Below are 17,134 nucleotides of genomic sequence, written 5' to 3'. Positions count from 1 at the left end.
GTAAATTTTTATTATTTATTTCCTCTTTAAGTATAATACTTTACAATTCTGCTGTCAAATATTTCACATCTTTTATTGGCCTTTTTCCGGTATTCGAAATTATTAGAATTCTTTAAATAAGCGCACTATTAGGGAAGCCTTGATTTTCCTTTAGTGATGAGTCTTTTCTGCTGAAAGAATGTAAAGTGATTTGTTAAGGTATTCGTGTTCAATTTTAAGTTCATTTTCACCCAGTATTTCCGTCAGTTTTTCCGGCTGAAAAAAATTAACAGGCTCTCCGGCCAACTTTTCAAAAAAGATAATCACTCTGGTAAAAATAGTCCTCGGATCAAATTCTAAAATATATAATTTACCACCCGGTTTGAGCACCCTAAGCGCCTCATCCAGAGCCGTTTCCACATCTCGAAAATGATGTAGGGCGTCCGAAATTGTTAGATAGTCAAATGAATGATCAGCAAAGGGCAGATCAGCCCCATCGGCCAGTACATGTTGTACCTGCTGTTTGAAAACCTTTTCCCTTCCCTGCTTGAGCATTGCCTGGGAAGGATCTGCTACTGTTATTTTAAGATTACGGGGCAGATATCTTGCCAGCTCACCGGTTCCTCCACCGAGATCCAGCAGTTCGGTTTCTGGAATACTGTCTTTCGCTACTTTTTTACTTTCCAGCTGCTCTAAATTAAGATTATCCCCACTGCCTTCAGAACATCTTTTCAACTCAGCTTTTTTTATTCGATTTCCCAGCTCAACTAAAACCTTATCATGACCGGAGATTCTCATTGCCAGGTCAAAAATTGGTGCCGCCAGAGTAAATAAGTCCATTTACATCACCTCTCATTAAATTATATCACAAAAGCTAAATATTAACAGGCTGGAGCTGCTTAAAATTTTCAGCTGCAGGCAGGAATAAAAGCTAAACTGAAGAACTTAAATATATAAGAAGTTTAAAACCTCTATCAAATTTCGAGGAGGTATTTTAATGCGATATAAAATAATAATCACGACTCTTTTAATCACGCTTATTTTAATAAATCCAGCTTCAGCAGCTGAAATAGAAAATTATTATCTGCAGACCAGCTTTTTTACCCACCACTACAGTGATAAAGACTATCAGAATAACCAGCAGCAGCTTATTGGGCTGGAAAGACACTATAGCAATAGCGATCTCGATGGAATAGCTTATTTTAAAAATACCTATGAACAGCCGACTATCTATCTCTATGCCGGAACAAACTACAGCTTATTTTCGATCGGCAAAACAGAAATCACTGCCAAATTTACCTATGGCATAGTCCACGGTTATGATGATGAAGACGGAAAATACAATACCTGGATGCATGAGGTGACAACTTTTCCGGGTTTTGTTTTTAGTTTCGGCTTAAGACGTGAGCCTTTAAGGCTTGATATTATTCCCTTTGCCGATGCAGGAATTATTATTACCGGTGGGGTAGAATTTTAGCTTTTTCTGTAAATTTAAAGACCTTTTCAAAAGAAAAAACCACCCGGATTCAGCCGATTAGCATCGACATCCCGGGTGGTTAACAGTACTTCACCTTAATTATTATTAAATAAATCTCTGGTATAAACCTTTTCTTCTACATCTTCTAATTCAGCAGCCATCCTGTTAGCTACAATAATTTCAGATTCAGCTTTAAACTGATCTAAATCATTAATCACTTTTGATCTATAGAACAGGTCATCTTCTAAAGTTGGCTCATAAACAACCACTTCAATCCCCTTGGCCTTAATCCGCTTCATTACTCCCTGGACAGAGGACTGTCTAAAGTTATCTGAGTTTTTCTTCATGGTCAGCCGATAAATCCCCACTTTTTCGGGCTGCTGTTTAATAATCATCTCTGCTATATGGTCTTTTCTGGTGCGGTTGGCATCCACAATGGCCTGCATAATATTATTGGGCACATTTTCATAATTAGCTAGAAGCTGTTTGGTATCTTTGGGCAGACAGTAACCTCCATAACCAAAAGAAGGATTATTGTAGTGATCTCCAATCCTTGGATCAAGCCCAACACCCTCAATTATCTGTTTGCTGTCTAAGTCTCTAACTTCAGCGTAAGTATCGAGTTCATTAAAGAAGGCCACCCGCATTGCCAGGTAGGTATTGGCAAATAATTTGATTGCTTCTGCCTCAGTGGAATCAGTAAATAAAACTGAAATATCCTCTTTTTCTGCTCCTTCTACCAGCAGATCGGCAAATTCTTCCGCTCTCTCAGACTGCTCACCGACAATAATCCGGGAAGGATAAAGATTATCATAAAGTGCCTTACCCTCTCGCAAAAATTCCGGTGAAAAGATAATGTTTTCCGTATCAAATTTTTCCCTGAGTTCTTTTGTGTAGCCAACGGGGACTGTTGATTTAATAATCATTACCGCATCTTCATTAAAAGAAAGAACATTAGCCACAACAGCTTCTACAGTTCTGGTATTAAAATAATTCTGGTCAGGATCATAGTTGGTTGGAGTTGCGATTATTACATAATCTGCCTCACGATAAGCCTTTAAGGCATCAGTTGTTGCTCTTAAATCAAGCTCCTTATTGGCAAGATAATCTTCAAGCTCTGCATCAACTATTGGTGACTCTCTCCTGTTGATCATTTCTACCTTTTCTTCAATTACATCAACTGCAGTAACCTCGTGATTTTGAGCAAGTAAAACCGCGTTCGATAAGCCCACATATCCGGCACCTGCCACTGTGATTTTCATGTTATCATTCTCCCCTGTATGTAAATTTTATTATTGATGAATAAATTCTCAATTCTAATTTTATTATAAAAGGGGCCGAGATTCAAACAAAAAGCTCGACATTTTTTGCAGCTGAGCTCTTAATAAAGTAAATCCAGGCAGATTGCAGAAAATAAAATATTAAGTTATAATGTTAATATATATGAGCAGATCAATCAACTTAATTGCAGCGCAAAATATTACATAAACCGACAGGTTCACGGTGCGTGTACATAAACACACATAAACGCACATAAACAAACAAAAAAAAGAAAGGACCAATTATGAATTACCAAAAACAAATCGAAAGTCTAGTCAGCTATTTTAAAGCTGCTGAAAGCAAAAAAGAAGATCACAAAATTGGAATGGAGTTTGAACATCTAATTTTAAAGGAAGATTTAACTGCAGTCAGCTATTCAGAGGCTGAGGGAATTGAATCCCTGCTTGAGCAGTTAAGTCAGGGCAGCTGGGAAAAAGTTTTTGAAGGTGATAATTTAATTGGACTTCAGGATGCTGAGCGAGCAGTGACTCTGGAGCCCGGGGGCCAGCTTGAACTGAGCCTCATTCCCTTTGCAGATTTAGAACAAACTAAAAAAATCTATCATAAGTTTCTGGCAGAGCTTAAAGAAATTTTAAGCAGCAGAAAGCAAAAACTAGCCGTCCTCGGCTACCAGCCAGCAAGTTCAATTGAAGATCTTCCGCTGCTGCCTAAAAAACGCTATGACTTCATGTATAAATATTTTAAAGATCGGGGTAGATATGCCCATCACATGATGAAAGGTACAGCCTCTGTGCAGATGAATATTGATTATACTGACGAAAAAGACTACATAAAAAAATTGCGGGTTGGCTATTTTTTAAGCCCTCTAATCTATTATCTTTTTGACAATACTCCTTTTTTTGAAGGGGAAGAAGCCTCTGAGGCGAGCATTAGAGAAGAAATCTGGTCAAACTGTGACAGTGACCGCTCGGGCATCATCCCGGGAGTCTTCGCTAAAGAATTTGGCTACCGTGATTATGCTGAGTATATCTTAAATACTCCAGCAATTATTGATTTAAAAGATGATGAATTAGTCTACAGTGGGTCAAAGAAAATTAAAGAGCTGATGGAAAACGATAAAGCTGAGACTATTGACCACTATCTCTCTATGGTTTTTCCGGATGTCAGAACCAAAAAGTATATCGAAATCAGATCAGCAGATGCAGTTCCCTATCCCTATAACTTTGCCTTTGCTGCTTTATTAAAAGCTGTCTTTTACGATCAGGCAAATCTTGATTATTTTTACGAGCAGTCTCTAAAATATTCACAGCAGGAATTTCTGCAGTTTAAGGCTGAAATTACCGGTTCTAAAGAGAGCCAGCTGCGAAAGGATTTAGCTGCCGAGCTTTTTGAGCGAGCGGAAAGAACTGCCGCAGATGGTGAAGAGGATGAATTAGAATATCTTAAAGAATTAAAAGAGCTCTACCTAAATTATGGCCGCCCAAAATTTAGAACTCTAAATAATCTTAAGCAGGGTAAGAAGAAAGCCTTAAACTGGTGTATTCTAAATTAAATAATTTAACCCCGGTAAATTTAAATTAATAAATTACCGGGGTTTTAATTTCTTAGTTGATTATTTATTTTTATATTAACCTTATTATTTCTTTTTTAACTGATTTATTCTTCCTTCATAAATTCTCTAAAGAAGACTATAAATACCGCCAGCATTAAAGCCAGCACTGCTGCAATTGCAGTATTTAACTTTGTGTTTGGACTGACCGGATTTTCTGGCAGATAAGGTGCATCCAGAATCTCCAGGGGATAAAAGTTTTCAAGCTCTGATTCTCGTTCTTCAATTTCTCTTCTCAGCTCCAGCCGCGAACTCTGCAGTGAAGAATTTTCCTGGATCAAAAGAGAAGCCACTTCGCTCTCTCCACTTTCTCTGCTTGACTGAATTAATTCCTAGTTTCTTGCCAGGTCAGAATTTAAATCCTCGAGCTCAGTTTTTAAACTGGAAATGTATTCTCGGTCATTTTCCAGTTTGTTTTCAAAATATTGATTGGAAGCTTCTTCAAAATTACTAATTAATCCTGCTGCCACATCCATAGTTAACTGCGGCTCATCATTTTTTACTGTTATTGAAATAATTGATGTATTGTTAACCTGGCTGACAGTTAAGTTGTTATTAATATAAGAATTCAATCTGGCTGCTGACAGGTCAAAATCCTCTGCCTGCATCACTTTCTGCATCAGACCAGTACTGCTTAAAAGCTGGACAGCCGTATCCGGATTGCTGTAGAGCCCTTCGTAATTTGACAGCTGTATTTTGGCCTTTGTTTCGTATGTCGGTGCCATAAAATATGAACTGACTAAAAATGCAGCTATAACCGCCAGTATTACCAGCCCACCGATAAAAAATTTGTTCTTCCATAAGAGAAGTATATATTCTCTTAAGTCAATCTCATATTCATCATAATAATTAGGATGCTGCTCCCGTTCCATTAAAATACCTCCATAAAACCACAATTTAATTAAAATACCATATCTATTATATTATCACAGTTAGTCTATTTCAAGTCTAAAACTGCTTAAATTATATAAGCGAGCTGTTAATTAAAATTAATCTTAGCTATATAATCAAATTTCAGCTCAACAATTTCTGCAGCTGCCGGCCAGACAATAATTTTCTGCCCCTTAAGGTCAGATTTAATTTCGGAGCCATCTTTCCGCTTAATTAAATAGCTCTCCTCATCTGCTAAATATTCAATAGCAAGCAGATTATTATAACTGATCTTTAAAGGACTTCCAAGAGAAGTACTTACACTGATAGAATCTTCTACGGTACTGGCAAAAAAGAGGTCCCCGTTCTTTAATCTTACAGTGATTTCTTTATTCTCGTCAAAAGCACTGCTGGCAGAAAAATCGACACTCCTAATCTCGGATACTGCAAAAACTCTTTCTGAGCTATTAGCCATAAATCTAATCTCTGTCAGAAGCTGGCCGCTAAATCTATTATTTCCTGAAGCTCTCAGAACAAAAATTTCTTCTTCATTGACGAGCTCTTTATTAATTTTACTTAAATACTGCTGCTGGATATTCAATTTTCCGTAGGCTGTCTGCAGGCTCAAACTTTGATTTTGAACCTCACCCCGCAGTTTTTCTCCACTTTGCAGCTCAATTTGATCAGCAGAGACGGCTCCAGTCATTATAAATATTATTACAAATATAAATATGGAAAGTGCTGATATTTTTTTCATTTTTAAACCTCCTGACACTTACTTAAAGCTTTTTAAATTACTGCTGCTTATTCTTCGAACATATTATGCAGAATGCTGGAAACAAAGCTTACAATTACAGAGGCTATTAAAGCAGAAAAGAAACCACTGACTGCAAAACCGGGCACTAAAACTGAAGTTAAAGAAAGCATTATTGCATTAATCACCAGTAAAAATAGGCCAAAAGTTAAAATAGTAAACGGAATTGTCAGGATAGTAAAGATCGGTCTGATAAAACCATTTACAAAGCCTAAAACAACCGCTGCAAAGAAACCAGCCCAGACTCCGGTAACTGTAATTCCCGGCAGTAAATAGGCAGCTACTAACAGAGCAACCATTGTTGAAAAAACTTTCGCAAAGAAATGAGACATTTAAATTCCCCCTCTTTATATTTTTAAAATTATTATCTTTCTTATCTTATATAGATATCTTATATACATATTTCTCTGATAATTACATTATACCTTTTTTGAAAAAAATGTCAAAGTAAATGCCTGCAGCTGTTTATTTTAAAGAAAATATATTCATTTTTTGTAATATAGTTGACAGGATTACTAGACTATATTATAATATAAATCAAAGTAAAGTGCTCAACTTTAAATTAACTATATTCGACATTAAGTTTTGGGAGGTATTTATGATTTTTAATAATGTAACAGAACTAATAGGAAATACTCCTTTAGTTAGGCTAAATAATTTAGTCAGTGACGATTCTGCTGAGGTTGTTTTGAAACTTGAGAGTTTTAACCCCGGTGGAAGTGTTAAAGATAGAATAGCATTTAATATGATAGATGAGGCCGAAAAGGCTGGCAAAATTAAACCGGGTGGTGTTTTAGTAGAGCCAACAAGTGGTAATACCGGAATTGGAATTGCTATGGTTGGAGCTGCAAAAGGCTATACTGTTGTTCTGACAATGCCTGAATCAATGAGTCAGGAAAGAAGGCAGATGCTCAAGGCTTATGGAGCTGAATTGGTTCTAACTCCAGCAGCTGAAGGTATGAAAGGTGCAATCTCTAAAGCAGAAGAAATTGCTGCTGAAAGAGATGGCTTTATTCCTTCTCAATTTACCAATCCTGCTAATCCTGATATCCACCGCAGAACTACTGCCAAAGAAATAATCGCTGAAACTCAGGGTAAAATTGATTATTTTGTGGCAGGTGTTGGAACCGGTGGTACGATTACTGGTACCGGCGAAAAATTGAAAGAAAGAATTAATAACCTGAAGGTAGTTGCAGTCGAGCCTGAAAACTCTGCTGTTATTTCTGGTGGTGAACCAGGCCCCCATAAAATTCAGGGGATTGGAGCCGGATTTATACCTGAAGTCTTAAATACTGAAATTATTGACCGAGTAGAAAAGGTAAAAAACGATGAAGCTTTTACAACTGCTAAAAGATTAGCGGCTGAAGAAGGTATCTTTGCCGGGATTTCAACTGGCGCTGCAGTGGCAGCTGCCCTGAAACTTGCTGATGAAGTAGGCGCAGATAAAAGAATTGTTGTTATTGCACCTGATACAGGTGAGCGCTACCTCTCAACAGGAGTTTTTGGCTAAGCTGAAGTGCAGTTACCAAATACCACCCGATTTTTGTCGAAATTTATATTTTTTTAATAAAGTTTACCCCGATAATTTGATATAGAAGAATTTCCCCTGTGAAAGGCCCGGAGGACCCCCAACCTACCGGGCTATTTTTTTGTAAAATTATAGTTTTTAGTGTATAATTTACATTAAGCTAGTTTAAAGTGTCTATTAATTCTAACTTTTATTTTAATGAAAAAGATTAATTACTTAAAATTTTTTAAAAAGAGAGTGATATCAAATGGGGAAATATATTGCTGCCCGGAAACCGGTTCTAGACAAAAATCAAGAGGTATTTGCTTATGAGATAGTTTTTAAAAATGTAATTAAGGGTAAAGAACTCACTAAAACTTCAAATCTTTTTGCAGAAGAAATTAGTGATGACATTGAATTTTTTGAGAAAAGCAACCTTGCTGATGGCAAAAGAATTTTTATTCATTTTAATGCAGAACTGCTTCAGAGCGAAGTTCCTCAGCTTTTATCAAAGGCAAAACTCGGCATCGAAGTTTCAGCTGCTCTTAATTTTGAAAATCAAATCAAAAATAACATAAAAAATTTAAGAGAAATGGGTTCACTGCTTATCTTAAATCAATCAGAAGCTGCTCCAGCAGAAAACGAACTTTATAATTATGCAGATATAATTAAAATTGATTATAAAAAGGCTTCTAAGGCCGAACATAAAAGTTTTATCGAAAAGATAAAATCTCAAAGCCCCAAAGGAGTCAAATTCTTAGCCCAAAACATCGATGAGCACCATCACTTTAAAGAGGCAAAAGAGCTCGGTTTTGATTATTTTCAGGGAATTTTCTTTACAAAAGCTGATATGATAAGTGACAGCGGTACCCCAGGGTATAAAATAAACTACCTCAATGTCTTAAAAGAATTAAATAAAGAGGATGTTGATTTTGATGAAGTTGAGAAAATAATTAAAAATGATATCTCAATGACTTTCAGCCTCTTAAAAACAATTAATTCTGCCTCTTATGGCTATAATGTCTCTTCAATCAAACAGGCCTCAGCCCTGCTGGGAGTTAAAGGCCTCAAAAAATGGAGTCTGCTTTATCTAATTAGTGGTTTAAAAGATGATAAGCCAAATATTCTTTTTGTTAATACCCTAACTCGGGCCAAATTTGCCGAATCACTTGCTGAAGAATTTAAGTCAGCTGAAAAAAGTGAAGATTTATTTACGATGGGCATTTTTTCGATGATGGATGCTTTTTTAAATAGACCGATGTCAAAGATTCTGGAAGAAACTGCTCTCACCGAAGAAATTAAGGAAGCTCTTTTGATCAGAGAAGGGGTTATGGGAGAAATCTTAAATCTTGTTATTGCCTTCGAAAGGGTTAAGTGGGATCAGGTAGCCCTAATCGAAAAAAAGAACCAGCTCGATCCTAAAAAACTCTATAATAAATATCTGGAAGCTGTAGATTTTGCTTATGAAACAATGGGAATTTTAATTAAAAATCAGAAATAATCAATTAAATTTTGAAAGACTATCTTTAAGGGGGATTTTTTTATGGCAAGTAAAGTATTTATGGCAGATATGAAAGCTTCATCTGGCAGTGAAAGTCTGGTTAAAAAACTGGGGAAATTATTTTATAAGGCGGGTTTTCACGAATTAATCGAGGAAGATGATTTTGTGGCAATCAAACAGCATTTTGGTGAGCCGGGCAATACAGCCTTTATCAGGCCGGTCTTTACCCGCGAAATTGTCCAAATTGCAAAGAAATTAAAGGGGAAACCTTTTTTAACTGATGCCAATACTCTTTATACCGGCGAGCGCTCCAATTCTGTTGACCACCTAAACGCAGCAATTGGCAATGGTTTTGGTTATGCTACTGTTCAGGCACCAATAATTATCGCCGATGGTCTCACTGGTAAAGGCTCAACTGAAGTTGAAGTTAACCTTAAACATTTTGATAAGGTCCGCATCGCCTCTGAGGTTCTCGATGCTGATGTATTGATCAGTCTGGCTCATTTTAAGGGTCATGAGCTGGCAGGTTTTGGCGGCACCTTTAAAAATATCGGAATGGGACTCGGCAGTAGAGCCGGCAAGCAGATGATGCACTCAGCCGTGCTGCCCGAAATCACTGAATCAGAATGTATTAAATGTATGCAGTGTGTAAAACACTGTCCGGAAGATTGTATTACTATTAATGAAAATGAAAGCTACATCGACCATGAAATCTGTATTGGCTGTGGAGAATGTGTTGTCACCTGCCCGACCGATGCAATTTCTGTTGAATGGGAATCTACCAGTGAAGGAATGGAAGAGCGTCAGGTAGAATTTACTTATGGAATTGTTAAGGATAGAAAAAATGTTTATATCAATTTTATCACCAATGTTTCTCCTGACTGTGACTGTGCTGGCTGGAGTGACCGCCCGATTGTCAATGATATCGGTATTTTAGCTTCTAAGGATCCGGTTGCCCTGGAGCAGGCTTCTTTAGATCTCGTCAATCAGGCTGAACCGAAGGGAATGCTTGAGGACCGCGATTTAAAGCCGGGTGAAAATAAGTTTAAGGCAGTTCATCCGAGTACTGATGGTGGAGTAAGGCAGATTGATTATGCAGCAGAAATTGGAATGGGCTCAAAAGAATACGAGCTGGTTTCTTTATAAAGCATGCAGGTGCTGCAAAAGATGCAGCCGCCGGATACAACTTGATTTAACTCTAATATCTAAGCCCAGCTCTCAGGCTGGGCTTTTTTAGCTCAATTTTATTTTTAATCAATTCTACTTTTTAAGCTACTGCATGACCTCACTTTCACCTAATTTATAATCCACTATTTCCAGCTTGTTCTTGACATCAAGTCCATACTTACAGGCTTTAAATTCAACCGCTTTATCCAGCAGGTCAGCTGCTTTAAGCTCCAGCTTCTGATAGCGAGCTTCTGCCAGTTCTATGTCGCCAAACCAGAAGCGGAGGCGGTCCCGCAGAGCATATTCAGCAGGGTTTCGGGGCCTGCCGTCATACATCTGCCGGTCAAAATAACCTTCCATTCTAAATACAGCTTTCAGGTCTTCCCCAAATTCTTTAGAAACACTGCACTGATCACACTGGCGGCAGATATAATCTCCCAATTCTTCAGCATTAGCAAATAGTTCTTCTTTTTCAGCCTCAGTCAGCGGCTCAAACTCCTCTGCCAGCTTTAAATCCATCTCCAGCATCTCCTGGTTATTCATCCCTGTTACCACAGCATCAACCGGCAGTGAAAAAACATAGCGAAAGGCATCTTCTACATTCTGCCACAGAAATCCATCAGCAAGCGGCTTCATGCAGAGTGTTCCTATCTCCTTTTCTTTAAGCAGCGGCAGCAGCTGATCCTCTAATTTAGGAAAGTTGAATTTGTCAAAATAATTGAAGTGAGTCATCATCACCTCAAATTCGCCAGTTTTTAAGGCTTTAATTAAAACATCAGGCTGGCCGTGAGCTGTAATCCCAATATGTTTAACTTTCCCCATTTCTTTTGCTTTTTTGGCAGCCTCCAGGGAGCCGCCCGGCTTTAAAATCGCCTCCAAATCTGCCTCATCACCAACTCCATGCATAAAAATTATGTCGAGGTGATCTGTCTGCAGATTTTTCAGACTGCGGTCTATTTCTGCCATTGCACCCTCAGCATCTCTGACTCCAGTTTTACTGGCCAGAACAAGCTCATCCCGCCTGTTTTTAACTATTTCCCCGATCTTCTTTTCTGACTCACCATCACCATAAGAAGCTGCTGTTTCCAGATAATTTCCACCTCGATCTAAATAAGTGGTCAATAAATCTGCCGCCCTGTCAGCTGGTATTTCTATTAGGTGAAAGCCGCCAAAACCGAGCAGACTAACTTCCATGCCAGTTTTTCCAAGTCTTCTCTTTTCCATTTTAAATTCCCCCTGATTTATAATTTTACTTTAAAAGTTTTAATCTCATATGGTTTAATTTTAAATTCAAAACTATCAACTTCAGCCTTAAGCTCTGCAATATCTTCCTCCATCAAATTACATTCAGTAACTTTTTTCAGCTCCTGGCCCAGACTGACCTTAACTTTATCCCTCTGTTTACCGTATTCGTAAAATCTAAAAACCAGCTCCTCGGAAGCTTCTGCTTTTTTGACAGTCTCTAAAATTGTACTCTCTGCTTCAACATCGATAAATGACTTCTGCTGCGGTTCTTTACCTGTTTCATTTTGAGTAATTACAGTTTTAAGCGGATAATTTAGCTCGTAGGCCTCTTTTACAGTCTCAGCTTCAAACCAGTCCCCAGCATGTGGGTAGAGGCTGTAAGTAAAACTGTGCTTACCCTGATCTGCTGCTGGGTCAGGATAAACCCCGGATTTTATCAGAGTCAAACGCATTGTCTGGTCTTTAATATCATAGCCATATTTGCAGTCATTTAAGAGGCTAACTCCATAGTTTCTTTCCGAGAGATCAGCCCATTTATGGCCAACAGTTTCGAACTTAGCATAATCCCAGCTTGTATTCCAGTGAGTATTTCGCTCCACATTCCCAAACTGAATCTCATAGGTCGCCTTTGTACTGCGCAGATCAACCGGGAAAGCCGTCTTCAGGAGAATCTGTTCTTCCTGCCAGTCCACATCAGTTTTAAAATCAAGCCGCCGCTGATTGGCATAGATAACCAGCTGCTGGGAAATAGTTGAATCTAAAAATTTCCACTTCAGCCTGGCAACAATTCTGTCGTTCATTTTTTCTATTTCCAGCTCCTCCAGCTTATCAATCGAATACTCTTTTTCCTGGTAGTAAATATCTATATCCCAGGCATTAAAGCGCATTGGCCGATCTTCAAAAGCCTGCAGCAGGTTGGCTTTTTTCCCAGCCGGAATTAACTCCCGCTGAAACTGTCGATCATAGAGAGAGATTATCTGCCCCTGCTGATTGAGCTTAATCCTGTAGTATCTATTTTCCAGCTGATTTTTTTCTGCCTCAACCTTTAATAAATTGCGGCTCCCAGCCCCAACAGTCTGCTGGCCCTGGCTCTTACTGAGCAGATACTTAATCTGGCTTTCTTTAAAATCAGCTTCTTTCTGAGCTGCCACTTCCGCTTCCAGTTTTAATCCCTCATCACTTTCACTAAGATTATAGGCTTTATAACCACTGGCCGGAATATTATCGATCATAATCTGCCGTCCTTCAAATTCAATATAACCTGAGCGCTGCCAGGGCAGAGAATTAAAAACGACCAGCTTTTTCTGCTCACCTTCAATCTGAGCTGCAATTTTTTTCAGGCCGCCCTGCAGTTCTCCTCTCAGCTCGGCAAAAAGCTCTCTAAATTCGCGGGCACTGTCCTGATAAACCTCTTTGATTGAAGATCCGGGCAAAATATCATGGAACTGATTTTTAAGCAGAATTTCCCAGTTTGACTGCAGTTTTTGAGCAGGATAGCTCAGACCTGCTGTCTGCTCTGCAAAAGATCTAAAAAGCTCTGTATCATGCAGCATAATATCAGCACGGCGGTTATTTTTCTTAATTTCAGCCTGTGAGGTATAGGTTCCCCGGTGATATTCTAAATATAATTCGCCATCCCAGACAGGCAGCTCAGGTTTTTCTTCCATTCGAGCTGCCAGTTTTTCAAAATATTCTTCTGCACTGCCGAACTCTACTTCTGGCAGCCCGGGAATCTGCTGCATTTTTTTACCGCTTTCGATCATCTCTCGAGTCGGACCACCCCCACCGTCTCCCCAGCCATAGGCAATAAGCAGCTGATCATTAATTTCTTTCTGCTGATAATTATCCCAGCTTCCCCTGACTGATTCGGGATTTAGAAGCCCGTTATAGGTATAAAAAGGCTCATCATTATTTACCTCAGGAGTTGTAATAAAATGAGTTAATACTTCTGTGCCGTCAATGCCCCGCCACTTAAAAGTATCATACTCAGGCCGGTTAAACTGACTCCAGCTGATCTTGGTGGTCATAAAATACTTCATGCCGCTTTTTTTAATAATCTGCGGCAGAGCCCAGGAATAGCCAAATACATCGGGCAGCCAGAGAATATTCCAGTCCTGATCAAATTCTTCCTTGATAAAACGCTTTCCGTGCAAAAATTGTCTGACCAGTGATTCCCCCGAAGTCAGATTGCAGTCGGCTTCAACCCACATTCCTCCGGTTACTTCCCAGCTTCCCTCTTTAATTTTTTCTTTTATCCGGGCATAAATTTCCGGATAGTCTTCTTTAATAAACTTATATAACTGGGGACTGGACTGAACAAAGGTGTAGTCCGGATATTCTTCCATCAGTTTTAGAACTGTAGAAAAAGTGCGGGCTGTCTTTTCTCTGGTGTGCAGCAGCCGCCACAGCCAGGCTACATCAAGATGAGAATGACCAACTGCTGTTATTTTTGGCAGCTCAGTTTCAGCTTTGAGTTCTCCCAGCGAGTTTTTAAGATACTGGCTGGCCTCAGCTGCAGTCGCTAAAAATTCAGCTGAGCCCGGTTTCCTAAAATCAATTAAATTAAAAGCCTGATTCAGCCTATTTAAAAGTTTCTGCCGCAGGTTATCCCCCTCATCCATAAGAGCAATAGATTCTTTAAGGGTTTTAGCCAGCTGATAAAAGTCTTCCAGAGTCGAATCTCTAAAGATTAAAGCTGCTTTTTTAAACCATCTTTTTTCTGCTTCCAGACCGCTAAAGGCTTTGACTGCTACTTTTAAACTTTCACCTTTTAAGTCTTTATCTCTTAATTTAACCAGCGAATGGTTGCGATCCAGACCCTGCAGCGGCTGACCGTTTAAATAGAGCAGCGATTCTGCTCCGGCCAAGCCGCCGGGGTGACTGCTGCCAGGAATTATTTCTAAATAAATATTGTTTTGGTCTAAATCCCAGTCTTGAGGCAGTTTGAGCTCAGTTACAAACCAGCTGCACTGCTCCCTACCTCCCCAGCTCCCCCCAACTTTAAAAGTTTCACCTCTTAACTTTGAGAATTCCGGTAGTGATTTATCCTCAATTCTTGCAGAATATTTTGTAAATTTTTCGATTAAAATTTCCTGCTGATTCAAATTAGCTGCTAAATCTTTTAAGTATCTTTCAATTTTTCCCTCTTTGAAAAACATTAGCTTCACTTCCCATTATATTTTTTTATCGAGTAGATCTCTATCAACAAAATTATTCAGAAAATAATTAAGTGAGCTGTTCTTTTTAGCTGCAGTTTTAAGCGAGAATACTTTTATTATCTCCCACATAAAATCAATCCTGGAATCATAAACCGACTCTAATAAATCATTAAAATCTTCTTTAAATAAATGATCTGTTCTTTCAAAATTCTGAACCCCGATAGCTGAGCTTGTTTCCTGGTCCAGTCCGGCAAGATACCAACTTTCAATCTCTTTGATAACCACAATAATTTTTTGAAAAATCTTTCATCATCATTCCCTTCCACCAGTATATACAGCCGCTTATGCAAGATTACACCTCCAGTAAATTTTGGATGTATAAATCATCAATTCCCATATCATTTTCCAGGAATACCCGAACTTCTTCTTTTTCTACCGGTTTGCTAATCTTAGAAAAACCTTCCTGATCACGATGAACTAAAAATAAATCATCTAAATCAATATATTTAATCAGCTCTGGATTATGGGTGGTGATTAGAATTTGTTTCTTTTTTGAAGCATCAATAAACATATCCACCAGTTTTGAAATTAAGTGAGGATGAATATTCCTTTCCGGTTCTTCTATAATTGCAATTTTTTTATCTTCAAAATAAAGGGCAATTATCAACGCTATTGTGCTGATTGTTCCATCAGAAAGAATCGAAGCTGGAATATAATCTTTTTTAGAATATTCTTCTTTAAGTTTGAAAAGCAAAGATTTATCTGCAAATTTTTCTATATCAATATTTTCAACAAAGGGAAGTATATCTTTGACAATATTAGAAAATTTCCTGGCTTTAGCTTGATCTTCGATTATATTTTTCAATACTATAGCCAGATTTTCTCCATCTTCTTCTAATTCTGCCTTACCAGTTATTGGAGTTGCTTTTTTGGATAGTAAAGGATTAATATTATAAATCGAAATCCCACCTAAAATTTCTTTAATTGAACGCTCAACAATAAAAGCAAATGGAGTTTCTAAAATCAATTCCCTATCTGAAAGCTTAATTTCTTCTAAAAATGACGGTAATATATTATCCTTTGTAACTTTAATCTGATCAGTTTTTAAGGTGTCTTTATTAATCTTGATCTCTAGACCATTATTTTCTTTCAATAAAGTTAGGACGATTTCTCCCATTTCCTTTTCTTCTTTTTTCTTTTCTGCTATTCTATTTTGCTTTTTAATTTGATAATATTTAAATTTTAAGGTTAACTGATCCTCTACCACTTTGAAATCTTCGCCATTAAAATCAATTTTGAACTGATATCTACTCTCGTAAGCCTCTCTAAAGAGAATATTATCCTCGCTTTCTTTTTCAATTTTCTGGATATTGGGGCGATCAAAAATTATCTCCATGTAAAGCGGCTGCTGATCTCCAATATTTATATTTCGCAAATATTCTACCCCACCCTGCATGGAAATTGCATTGCTCAAACCACTTTTAATTATATCCCTAATGAAATCAAATATCTGAATAAAACTCGATTTTCCGGCTGCATTGGCCCCTACTAAAACATTAAATTGATTTAAATCAATTTCAAGTTCTTTAAAGCTCTTAAAATTGGAAACTTTAATTTTTTTGATGCCCATTCTGATCCTCCTTCTGGCTGGTAGAAAGTAGAGATTTATTTTGCTTTATAATTAAATTTTAATTTCACATCTCTATTATATCACAGCAAGAAAAAAATGACAGCTCCCGGAAGGAAACTGCCACCTGTAATCATTCTATTAAATTTTTATAAAGTGAATTTTAACCGACATCTTCAAATGAATCTTTGGTTAAAATCTCTTTTTTTAGCTTTAAAAAATCTTCTTCTAATTCCAGCAGCTTATCTCTAATTGGATCCGGAAGATCGGCATGCTCCAAATCTCTTTCCGGATGGACTCTGCGGCCATCACGGCTCACAACTCGACCGGGAATACCGACAACTGTAGAATTTTCTTCCACATCTTTTAGGACAACTGAGCCGGCACCAATTTTGGCATCATCACCAATTGTAATTGAGCCGAGAACTTTGGCTCCTGCTCCAACGACAACATTATTGCCAATCGTAGGGTGACGTTTACCCCGCTCTTTACCTGTACCACCAAGAGTAACACCCTGATAAAGAGTTACATTATCTCCAATCTCTGTTGTTTCGCCGACTACGACTCCCATACCGTGATCAATAAAAAAACCACAGCCAATTTCTGCTCCGGGATGAATCTCAATCCCGGTCAAAAAGCGGGCCAGCTGGGAGATCAGCCTGGGAATAGTTCTTAACCCCTTACTGTAGAACCAGTGCGAAAAGCGATGAAAGAGCAGTGCGTGCAGACCTGAATAGGCCAAAATTACCTCCAGCAGATTATCCGCTGCCGGATCTCTATCAAAAACTGCGTTAATATCGCATTTTAATCTTTTAAACATAAATTTTACCCCCTGAATCCGACTAAAACCGACATGCACCCGGTGCATGTAAGTTTTTGAAGTTTCCTGTCGAATAATC

Annotated in this window: 16 protein-coding genes; 5 read left to right on the top strand and 11 right to left on the bottom strand. The window is 38.1% G+C overall.

Annotation, left to right across the window (positions count from 1 at the left end; translation table 11 throughout):
* Positions 1–150: 150 nt before the first annotated feature.
* A complete protein-coding gene (locus tag C8C76_RS00155) occupies positions 151–819 on the bottom strand; it encodes a class I SAM-dependent methyltransferase (protein ID WP_108137461.1) in 669 nt (222 codons plus the stop codon).
* Between the two features lie 157 nt (positions 820–976).
* Between C8C76_RS00155 and C8C76_RS00150 the strand changes: the two genes are divergently transcribed.
* The gene (locus C8C76_RS00150; protein WP_108137460.1) at positions 977–1,456 is read left to right on the top strand and encodes a hypothetical protein; all 480 of its coding nucleotides are present in this window, start codon (positions 977–979) and stop codon (positions 1,454–1,456) included.
* 95 nt (positions 1,457–1,551) lie between these two features.
* Here C8C76_RS00150 and C8C76_RS00145 read toward each other — a convergent pair whose 3' ends face one another.
* Complete coding sequence (locus C8C76_RS00145; protein WP_108137459.1) at positions 1,552–2,718, bottom strand: nucleotide sugar dehydrogenase; 1,167 nt, start codon at positions 2,716–2,718, stop codon at positions 1,552–1,554.
* A gap of 302 nt (positions 2,719–3,020) precedes the next feature.
* On the opposite strand from C8C76_RS00145, the gene C8C76_RS00140 reads away from it, so the two are divergent.
* Positions 3,021–4,289, top strand: coding sequence for a glutamate--cysteine ligase (locus tag C8C76_RS00140; protein WP_108137458.1), 1,269 nt, complete (start codon positions 3,021–3,023; stop codon positions 4,287–4,289).
* 104 nt (positions 4,290–4,393) lie between these two features.
* Here C8C76_RS00140 and C8C76_RS00135 read toward each other — a convergent pair whose 3' ends face one another.
* The 4 genes from C8C76_RS00135 to C8C76_RS00120 form a co-directional block, all read right to left on the bottom strand.
* Positions 4,394–4,639 carry a GNVR domain-containing protein gene (locus C8C76_RS00135; RefSeq protein WP_181248123.1) on the bottom strand — a complete coding sequence of 82 codons (246 nt, stop codon included), beginning with the start codon at positions 4,637–4,639 and terminating at the stop codon, positions 4,394–4,396.
* 39 nt (positions 4,640–4,678) lie between these two features.
* Positions 4,679–5,218 carry a Wzz/FepE/Etk N-terminal domain-containing protein gene (locus C8C76_RS00130; RefSeq protein WP_108137456.1) on the bottom strand — a complete coding sequence of 180 codons (540 nt, stop codon included), beginning with the start codon at positions 5,216–5,218 and terminating at the stop codon, positions 4,679–4,681.
* 107 nt (positions 5,219–5,325) lie between these two features.
* Positions 5,326–5,973 (bottom strand): hypothetical protein, encoded by a 648-nt coding sequence (locus C8C76_RS00125; protein ID WP_108137455.1) that lies wholly within the window; start codon positions 5,971–5,973, stop codon positions 5,326–5,328.
* Positions 5,974–6,020: 47 nt separating this feature from the next.
* Positions 6,021–6,362 (bottom strand): phage holin family protein, encoded by a 342-nt coding sequence (locus C8C76_RS00120; protein ID WP_108137454.1) that lies wholly within the window; start codon positions 6,360–6,362, stop codon positions 6,021–6,023.
* A gap of 266 nt (positions 6,363–6,628) precedes the next feature.
* On the opposite strand from C8C76_RS00120, the gene cysK reads away from it, so the two are divergent.
* The 3 genes from cysK to C8C76_RS00105 all read left to right on the top strand — a co-directional run bounded on the left by cysK (position 6,629) and on the right by C8C76_RS00105 (position 10,184).
* Entirely contained in the window at positions 6,629–7,540 is a 912-nt protein-coding gene (gene cysK / locus C8C76_RS00115) for a cysteine synthase A (RefSeq protein ID WP_108137453.1), read from the top strand.
* 265 nt (positions 7,541–7,805) lie between these two features.
* On the top strand, positions 7,806–9,038 hold the full coding sequence (locus C8C76_RS00110) for an EAL and HDOD domain-containing protein (protein ID WP_108137452.1): 1,233 nt from the start codon (positions 7,806–7,808) through the stop codon (positions 9,036–9,038).
* Between the two features lie 42 nt (positions 9,039–9,080).
* On the top strand, positions 9,081–10,184 hold the full coding sequence (locus C8C76_RS00105; RefSeq protein ID WP_108137450.1) for a DUF362 domain-containing protein: 1,104 nt from the start codon (positions 9,081–9,083) through the stop codon (positions 10,182–10,184).
* A gap of 126 nt (positions 10,185–10,310) precedes the next feature.
* On the opposite strand, the gene C8C76_RS00100 is transcribed toward C8C76_RS00105, so the two are convergent.
* From C8C76_RS00100 to cysE, 5 genes are all read right to left on the bottom strand, one after another.
* A complete protein-coding gene (locus C8C76_RS00100) occupies positions 10,311–11,429 on the bottom strand; it encodes an aldo/keto reductase (RefSeq protein ID WP_108137449.1) in 1,119 nt (372 codons plus the stop codon).
* 17 nt (positions 11,430–11,446) lie between these two features.
* Positions 11,447–14,608, bottom strand: coding sequence for an alpha-mannosidase (locus tag C8C76_RS00095; RefSeq protein ID WP_108137446.1), 3,162 nt, complete (start codon positions 14,606–14,608; stop codon positions 11,447–11,449).
* A 15-nt stretch (positions 14,609–14,623) separates the two neighbouring features.
* Positions 14,624–14,893: a hypothetical protein gene (locus C8C76_RS00090; RefSeq protein ID WP_108137444.1), complete on the bottom strand. Its 270-nt coding sequence runs from the start codon at positions 14,891–14,893 to the stop codon at positions 14,624–14,626.
* A 67-nt stretch (positions 14,894–14,960) separates the two neighbouring features.
* Positions 14,961–16,238 carry an AAA family ATPase gene (locus C8C76_RS00085; RefSeq protein WP_108137442.1) on the bottom strand — a complete coding sequence of 426 codons (1,278 nt, stop codon included), beginning with the start codon at positions 16,236–16,238 and terminating at the stop codon, positions 14,961–14,963.
* Positions 16,239–16,398: 160 nt separating this feature from the next.
* Positions 16,399–17,055: a serine O-acetyltransferase gene (cysE, locus tag C8C76_RS00080; protein WP_108137439.1), complete on the bottom strand. Its 657-nt coding sequence runs from the start codon at positions 17,053–17,055 to the stop codon at positions 16,399–16,401.
* Between the last annotated feature and the right edge of the window lie 79 nt (positions 17,056–17,134).

The sequence above is a fragment of the Halanaerobium saccharolyticum genome (genome assembly GCF_003053565.1).
GTDB classification, from domain to species: domain Bacteria; phylum Bacillota; class Halanaerobiia; order Halanaerobiales; family Halanaerobiaceae; genus Halanaerobium; species Halanaerobium saccharolyticum_B.
The sequence above is the reverse complement of the archived record's forward strand: the minus strand, read 5'-3'. Positions and strand labels throughout refer to the sequence as shown.